We start from the raw sequence: 6,626 nt of genomic DNA, 5'->3' as shown, positions 1-6,626 counted from the left end.
ACACGACTTACAATTCGCTCCGAGTGCTGCCATTGCCGCATTCAGGTCCGTCGGGTCATTGATGGACGTTGAGAATCCAACTGCGATGGTTTCAAGCTCAGTTGCCTTCATGGCGAAGTCCTCGAAGTTCGACCAAATCTCGGACCGTGCCTCTGACTTCGGGTCGGTCTCGTTGGCCTCGAACAATCCCGGCGTTGCGGCAGCATGTTCGGCAATAGCCGCAGCAGCCGACCTGGCTATCGCTGCGTCGAACGCCGTGGCCCCTTTCGACATCTGGCCGAGTGTTTTCATGTTTTTGGCGATGGCACTCATCCCGTCCATTCGTGCCTTCACAGCGGGGTTTTGAACACCCTGGTGGGCGAGAGCGGCAGTTGCTGTGGCGAGCAGAAGGCCGAGTGCTATGGATTTTCGTTTCATGTTTTTCTCTTGTTCAGTTGATGCCGTTGGCTCGTTGCAGTTCGCGAACGTAGGCGATGATCATGGTCACATCTCCTCGGGTCAGCCCCTCGACTGGCGGCATGTTCCCAAACGGCCAATGATGTTGACGAACCCCGAGAGACACCGCCCTTTGGAATGACTCATCGGCATGGTGAGATGGTTCATAGATTTTGTGGACAAGGGGCGGCGCAACATCAGTATGGCCAACCGCGTCGGCACCGTGACAGACAGAGCATTTCGCCTCGAACGCCACTTTTCCAACCCTGGCGTTGTCCGAAAGTGTTTCAGGAATGGTGATTTCGACAATTGCGGAAGTGGGTTCCGCGGGCACCTGGGCGACCTGGCTGTCCCCACCCATCGTAAACCAATAGGCCAAACCAGCAACGCCCAATAGAATGAAGAGTAGTTGCACTGTCCGCATGAGGTATTCCGTGTTCTTCTTTGTAGTTCTAGAGTTTCCAGTAGGTGGAAGGTCAACCGACCAATCCTGACGCTTTCGTGAGCATCCAGATCGCCATTCCGACCATCATCAGGTTCTCGGTGAGCGAGACGAACCCAATTGGCACATTGCTATTTCCACCATCACAGGCGCACTTCAGAACTCTAACAATCACGTTGGACCCGTCAGATAGGGCTGCTCATCAGACCAAGGTCTGTGGTGCGGTAACAGATTGTAGTTCATAGTCGATTTCACGATGAGAGCGAAAGTAACTGACCTGACGATTGGCAATTGGTCGTTGTCGCGAGTGTTTCTTGCGGCCAGCATCGTTGTGATGGGCACTGCTACCGCAATCGTCGGGGTCTGGGTGTCAAATCGAATCCAGAACGCAGTCGTGCAAAACTCCGCCAACTCTGCGGCTCTATATATGGAAAGCGTAGTATCCCCGCTCAGCCAGGAATTGGCTCATGGCGACCGCCTTTCTGAGCAGGCGAGCCTGGCGCTGGACGAGATTTTTATGACCCAGCCAATGCGTGACCGCATTGTCTCCTACAAATTCTGGAAGCAAGGCGGTGTGATTGCGCATGCCTCGGATACAAACATCATTGGAAACCGTTTCAATCCAACGGATGATCTAAGGCGGGCGTGGAACGGTGATATCTCCGGCTCTTTCGAAGAGCTTGACCATGCCGAGAGCGCCGCCGAGGCGGCATTGGGGATACCACTACTTGAAGTTTACAGCCCCATCCGCGAACTCTGGTCCGGCGAAATCATCGCCGTTGCGGAGTTCTACGAAAGAGCTGATCAGCTTGAGTTAGACTTAGCCAAGGCCAGGCGAACAAGTTGGTTGGTCGTCGGTTCCGCATTTCTGGCAAGTACTATTGTTCTGTATTCCATCGTCGCAATTGGTGACAAAACAATTCGACGACAGGGGGCTCTTCTTAAACAGCGCCTGACAGAAAGTGAGAAGATGGCCGAGCAGAATGCCCGGCTGCGGTCGCGTGTAGTAGATGCGTCAGAAAGATATGCCACGCAAACAGATCGGTTCCTCAAGAAACTCGGTGCCGAGCTACATGATGGTCCTGCGCAATACCTGTCACTCGCCGCCCTTAGACTGGAGGCGGCGTTTTCCAAAGAGTCCGAAAGGCCTAAAGAGGCAGAGGAAATTCAGCAGTCTTTGCAAAAATCTCTAGCTGAAATTCGTGCAATATCGCGAGGGCTGTCCGCGCCAGATATCGAAAGCCTGTCACTCGTCGATGTTGTGAAGAGAGCCGTAGAGGATCACGTCGAACACAGCCCGTTGCGACCGGATATTTCACTATTGGGTAGCCAGGCCCCAGAGTTGTCGTTGTCGGACAAGCTGTGCGTTTTTCGGTTCCTTCAGGAGACGCTTTCCAATGCCGCGAGATATGCTCCAGCTTCCATGTGCACTGTTATCTCAGAGGCGCAGAACGACCGCATAGTTGTAAAGGTCAAAGACGACGGACCTGGATTTGACAGGTCAGAAGAAACCGCGTTGCGAGACGATGGTGGCCAGGGGCTTATGGGCTTGCGGGATCGGGTCGAGAGTATTGGCGGTAGGTTTGAAGTCGCATCGAGACCCGGTGAGGGCACCACTGTTTCTATGACACTCTTTCCCAGAAAGTTAGGCACATCATGACTACATCTGTCGTAATAGCCGATGATCACCCAATATTCAGGGATGGTTTGCAACGCACGTTAGATGAAGCTGATGGTTTCGAAGTTTTGGCCGCTGGGTCCAACGCTGAAGAGGCAGTATCGCTGGTCGGCACGCATCAGCCGGACATGGCTATTCTTGACCTCTCGATGCCCGGTGGCGGGATAAGCGCGACACGTAAAATTGCGGCAATGGCAAATCCACCCGTCATTGCAATCTTGACGGTCTCAGAGAACAGCAGCGATGTCGCGGACGCCTTGGAGGCGGGTGCGATTGGGTACATTGTGAAGGGAGTAACCGCGTGCGAGCTAACCGCTTCCTTAAGCAGCATTGCCGCAGGTGAAGGGTTCGTTTCTCCAGGCTTGGCCTCGCGGGTATTGCTGCAAATCAATGCTGACAGCGGCATGTCTATTAACAGCAGCATTCTCGATGACCTTACGCATCGTGAGGAAGAAATACTTAGACGTGTGGCCAAAGGACTAAGTAATCGTGAAATCGCTGATGAGTTAGTCCTTCAGGAAAAGACCGTGAAGCACTACATGACGGCAATCCTGTCCAAGCTTCATGCGCGAAATCGGGTAGAGGCCGCGCTTATTGCACATGATGTTTGGAACAAGGGAGATTAACAGCGGTCTCTTTAACAACGATGGCGGCCCCTCTCAATGAGAATCCGCCAACGGATTATCGACTGGTGTTGCTGTTCAGTTGGTAACCGACTGTAACCTCCGGCGATCAGAGGCCGTTGCGTTTCTCTCGACAACAGTCCGGTTGTACGGGTCTTTCAACTCGTAGCGCCCAAACTCGATCTCCTCTTTCCACCCATTGGCATAGTTCACTTCGATGTTGTTGCCTTGGCGTTCGATTTTCGTGGGTCGACTTCCAGCAGTTCCGCCTTGCCCAGAAGAGCGCACGTTGTCGATTGAGATACCATTCGCCAAAGACCGAAGCCTTGAGACGTCAGCGCCGGACGCGGGGCGTTCCTCAACAGTTCGGTTCTGAGCATTCTTTCTCTCATACCGCCCGTTTTCGATCTCCTCCTTGGTTCCGTCGGCGTACCGCACTTCAATGCCACTAGCGTTTGTTTCGACCTTTGTTATCCCAGCCGAACCCGACGGCTTGCCCCCTGCGTGAGACCGATCCTTCTTTCCGCTGCCTCTATTGGAGCGTTTCGAGTCGTCATCGTCATCGTCGTCATCATCGTCGCGACCACTTTTGCCTGATCCTGAATTGTCCTCACGATCATCATCTCGGTCGTCGTCGCGATCATCGTCTCTATCGTCATCACGATCATCGTCCCGGTCACCACCACGGCCGCTATTACCCGACCCCGAGTTGTCGTCGCGGTCATCATCTCTGTCGTCGTCACGATCATCGTCGCGATCATCGTCGCGACCATCCCCGTCTTTCCCCTTGCCGCTCTTGGCAAAGGCATATGACGGTTCAAAATGTAGGCGACCATCGGCATCAAACGCTGGCACATAAGGCGTCGCCGCAATCAACGAAGCCAACGCCGCTGTAGTAAGAAGTTGACCCAGCTTTCTTTGAATTTTCATTTTCGCCTCCAATTCTGATCATCACGCGTCGTGACATTGAAGACAGGTTACTTCTGGATCGGCTTTCCCACATCGGGCTTAGGTCTGACGAATTTCAAGCCGAACGTCTTAGTCTGATCAGTCAATCCAAGCGAGTTTCGCTGAGCCATGTGACCAGTTCAGTGGGAACTAACCCCGTCACCCTTCAACTCGTCATCAGGTTCGAGGTGAATGACAAAGACCGAACCCGGATACAAACGATCCAGTTCTTCCTCGATGTCATTGCAAATATCATGCGCCGCGCTGACTGGCATTGTGCCGTCCACAACAAGATGAAACTCCACAAAGATGACATTCGCGGATCTGCGCCCTTTGAGGTCGTGGTACTCTAAGGCTGCGCCGAGATTTGCTTCGATTGCGTTGGAAACAGTCTGCAAGTCATGGTCCGAAAGTGTCACATCCATCAGGCCATCGACGGACGACCGAATAACTTTCCAGCCCTCCCACAAGATGTTCAGTGCAACAAGAATTGCCAGGATCGGATCGAGGATCAGCCAGCCGGTAGCAAGCGCCAGTATCAGACCTGCGATGACACCAACTGAAGTCATGACATCTGTGAAAATGTGCCGGGAGCTTGCCTCCAATGCAGGCGAACCCTCGCGCCTGCCAATTTTGAGCAATAGGTAAGCCCATGCGCCATTCACACCCGTTGCAATGACATTGACGACGATGCCAAGAAGCGGCGCATCCTCAAGATGCGGGTTTGGGAGTGCCAGTACAGCTTCTCTGATGATCAAGAACGCTGCCAGCACAATCAGCGCGCCCTCGACGACAGCGGAAAGGTACTCAGCTTTTTTGTGACCAAAGGGATGGTTTTCATCAGGGGGTTTATTGGCAACCCGAACCGCAAAGTATGCCAGCAACGCCGCAACGACATTCACGGTAGATTCCATTGCGTCCGACAACAACGCCACCGAGCCTGTCAGCCACCAAGCCAACAGTTTCAGAGCCAGTACGGCAATGGAGATCGGAATGGACCAAAGAGCGATTTTTTGTGTCATTCGGTCACGAGCCTCAGTCAATCGTTACATGAGATCCTAGGAACAGATGAGCTATCGTGCTTAACACGTAAGACAGGATTAGGATAAAGATGAACAGGGCCGTAGGGTCGGTCATGCTCGACCGGCTGTCGTGATTGGCGCTGGCACCACAGTGTCATACATCTGTTACTCGGATGGACCCGATTGTCACATACGGCTAGCATCAGTGATCACACAGCACGAAGGGAGACACACATGTCGAAGTTCACCAAACGAAAAACTGCCCACGGGGTTGTTGCACTCCTAATCTGCTGTATCGCGGCGACCGCACAGGCGCAATCGGCAGGCGAGGAGATGTCGTTCTTCATAACTAGTGTGGGCAAGGGCGACGGTGCCAACTTAGGTGGCCTCGAAGGCGCCGATGCTCATTGCAATGCGCTTGCCTCCGCGACCGGTTCTTCCAAGACTTTTGCGGCCTATCTGAGCACCTCAATGTCCATTGATCGCAGCACCGACCCGATGACAATCACCAATGGCGTTTCTGCACGCGACCGGATCGGATCGGGTCCGTGGCATAATGCCGATGGAGAGCTCATCGCCAACAATGTTGAGGACCTGCACAGCGACAGTGTGAATATTAACCTTCAGACCGCGCTCGACGAAAATGGTAACCCTGTCAATGGGCGTGGCAGTCAGCCGAACAAACATGACATTTTGACGGGCTCCGATTCCGCCGGACATTTCTCAACGGCAGGTGGCGATACGACATGCAGTAACTGGACTTCGAATAGTGAAGATGGGTCTGCGATTGTCGGACACCATGACCGTGTAGGTCTCAATGATGCCCGAAATATGTTGTCCTGGAACTCATCGCACGGTTCGCGCGGTTGCGGTGAGGAACATCTGCCACGTTCCGGCGGGGCAGGTTTGTTTTACTGCTTCGCAACTGACTAATCGGGCAACATTGGTACGCGTGTCGCCCGTATTGAACCTGATATTGCCAAGTCAGTTCTGGGGATTGCGTTTTGGAAGCGGGCTTTGGGCGGAATCAGTCTAATTGCCGCTTCCTTGCGGGTTTACTAAATTGCAATGCTTGGCTGAGAAAGACCGCTTGGGGCGGAGTGCGGCCGTTTGGAGTAAAAATGCGGCTGGCCGCAAAGTCTGTGGGATCTGTCGCAAAGTTTCTCCCTGGTTCCGAAACGAATGCTGGAACTTATCGAATTGGGCGAGATTCCCATCGGCAGCTGCTCCGATTTGATCGGAGCAGCTGGTCGAGATGACCAGTTTTCAAACTTTGCGACAGATCCGCTCTGAAGCAATCCAAAGTTTGCGACACAACCGCAGATTTTGATTTGAGGGATCTGTAAAAATTCGGGCTAAATATCCCACTTCCGAAGTCTGGATTCTGCAATCTGGGCAGCCACTAGTTCTTTTTGGCGATCATAATACAATGCTTTTGATCTCCACATTGCCCGAACGGTGACTCTTCTTTTAGACTC

The 6,626-nt window shown here is 53.2% G+C and carries 7 protein-coding genes and 1 pseudogene; 3 read left to right on the top strand and 5 right to left on the bottom strand.

Features of this window, described 5'->3' with window-relative positions:
* From Q5Y75_RS28205 to Q5Y75_RS28195, 3 genes and pseudogenes are all read right to left on the bottom strand, one after another.
* Window positions 1–417 (bottom strand): c-type cytochrome (locus tag Q5Y75_RS28205; RefSeq protein ID WP_306203620.1); only part of this gene is annotated, 417 nt, incomplete at its 3' end.
* Between the two features lie 13 nt (window positions 418–430).
* Window positions 431–859, bottom strand: coding sequence for a c-type cytochrome (locus Q5Y75_RS28200; protein ID WP_371933320.1), 429 nt, complete (start codon window positions 857–859; stop codon window positions 431–433).
* A gap of 52 nt (window positions 860–911) precedes the next feature.
* Window positions 912–1,043 (bottom strand): annotated as a pseudogene (locus tag Q5Y75_RS28195) (glutaredoxin); the annotation flags it as partial.
* Between the two features lie 90 nt (window positions 1,044–1,133).
* On the opposite strand from Q5Y75_RS28195, the gene Q5Y75_RS28190 reads away from it, so the two are divergent.
* Complete coding sequence (locus Q5Y75_RS28190) at window positions 1,134–2,537, top strand: sensor histidine kinase (RefSeq protein WP_306203619.1); 1,404 nt, start codon at window positions 1,134–1,136, stop codon at window positions 2,535–2,537.
* Window positions 2,534–3,181: a response regulator gene (locus Q5Y75_RS28185; RefSeq protein WP_306203618.1), complete on the top strand. Its 648-nt coding sequence runs from the start codon at window positions 2,534–2,536 to the stop codon at window positions 3,179–3,181. Before Q5Y75_RS28190 ends, Q5Y75_RS28185 begins: the two co-directional genes overlap by 4 nt.
* A 75-nt stretch (window positions 3,182–3,256) precedes the next feature.
* On the opposite strand, the gene Q5Y75_RS28180 is transcribed toward Q5Y75_RS28185, so the two are convergent.
* Complete coding sequence (locus tag Q5Y75_RS28180; RefSeq protein WP_306203617.1) at window positions 3,257–4,108, bottom strand: hypothetical protein; 852 nt, start codon at window positions 4,106–4,108, stop codon at window positions 3,257–3,259.
* Between the two features lie 158 nt (window positions 4,109–4,266).
* The gene (locus Q5Y75_RS28175; RefSeq protein ID WP_306203616.1) at window positions 4,267–5,148 is read right to left on the bottom strand and encodes a cation diffusion facilitator family transporter; all 882 of its coding nucleotides are present in this window, start codon (window positions 5,146–5,148) and stop codon (window positions 4,267–4,269) included.
* Window positions 5,149–5,382: 234 nt separating this feature from the next.
* Here Q5Y75_RS28175 and Q5Y75_RS28170 point away from each other — a divergent pair, with 234 nt between their 5' ends.
* On the top strand, window positions 5,383–6,081 hold the full coding sequence (locus Q5Y75_RS28170; RefSeq protein WP_306203615.1) for a hypothetical protein: 699 nt from the start codon (window positions 5,383–5,385) through the stop codon (window positions 6,079–6,081).
* Window positions 6,082–6,626 lie beyond the last annotated feature (545 nt).

Source organism: Ruegeria discodermiae (assembly GCF_030758345.1).
GTDB lineage: Bacteria > Pseudomonadota > Alphaproteobacteria > Rhodobacterales > Rhodobacteraceae > Ruegeria_C.
Note: the sequence above shows the minus strand (reverse complement) of the source record. Positions and strands in the feature narration are given on the sequence as shown.

Bases quoted from the DNA above. Each gene is read 5' to 3' on its own strand.
- Q5Y75_RS28200 (WP_371933320.1), bottom strand. From the start codon at position 859: ATGCGGACAGTGCAACTACTCTTCATTCTATTGGGCGTTGCTGGTTTG.
- Q5Y75_RS28190 (WP_306203619.1), top strand. From the start codon at position 1,134: ATGAGAGCGAAAGTAACTGACCTGACGATTGGCAATTGGTCGTTGTCG.
- Q5Y75_RS28185 (WP_306203618.1), top strand. From the start codon at position 2,534: ATGACTACATCTGTCGTAATAGCCGATGATCACCCAATATTCAGGGAT.
- Q5Y75_RS28180 (WP_306203617.1), bottom strand. From the start codon at position 4,108: ATGAAAATTCAAAGAAAGCTGGGTCAACTTCTTACTACAGCGGCGTTG.
- Q5Y75_RS28175 (WP_306203616.1), bottom strand. From the start codon at position 5,148: ATGACACAAAAAATCGCTCTTTGGTCCATTCCGATCTCCATTGCCGTA.
- Q5Y75_RS28170 (WP_306203615.1), top strand. From the start codon at position 5,383: ATGTCGAAGTTCACCAAACGAAAAACTGCCCACGGGGTTGTTGCACTC.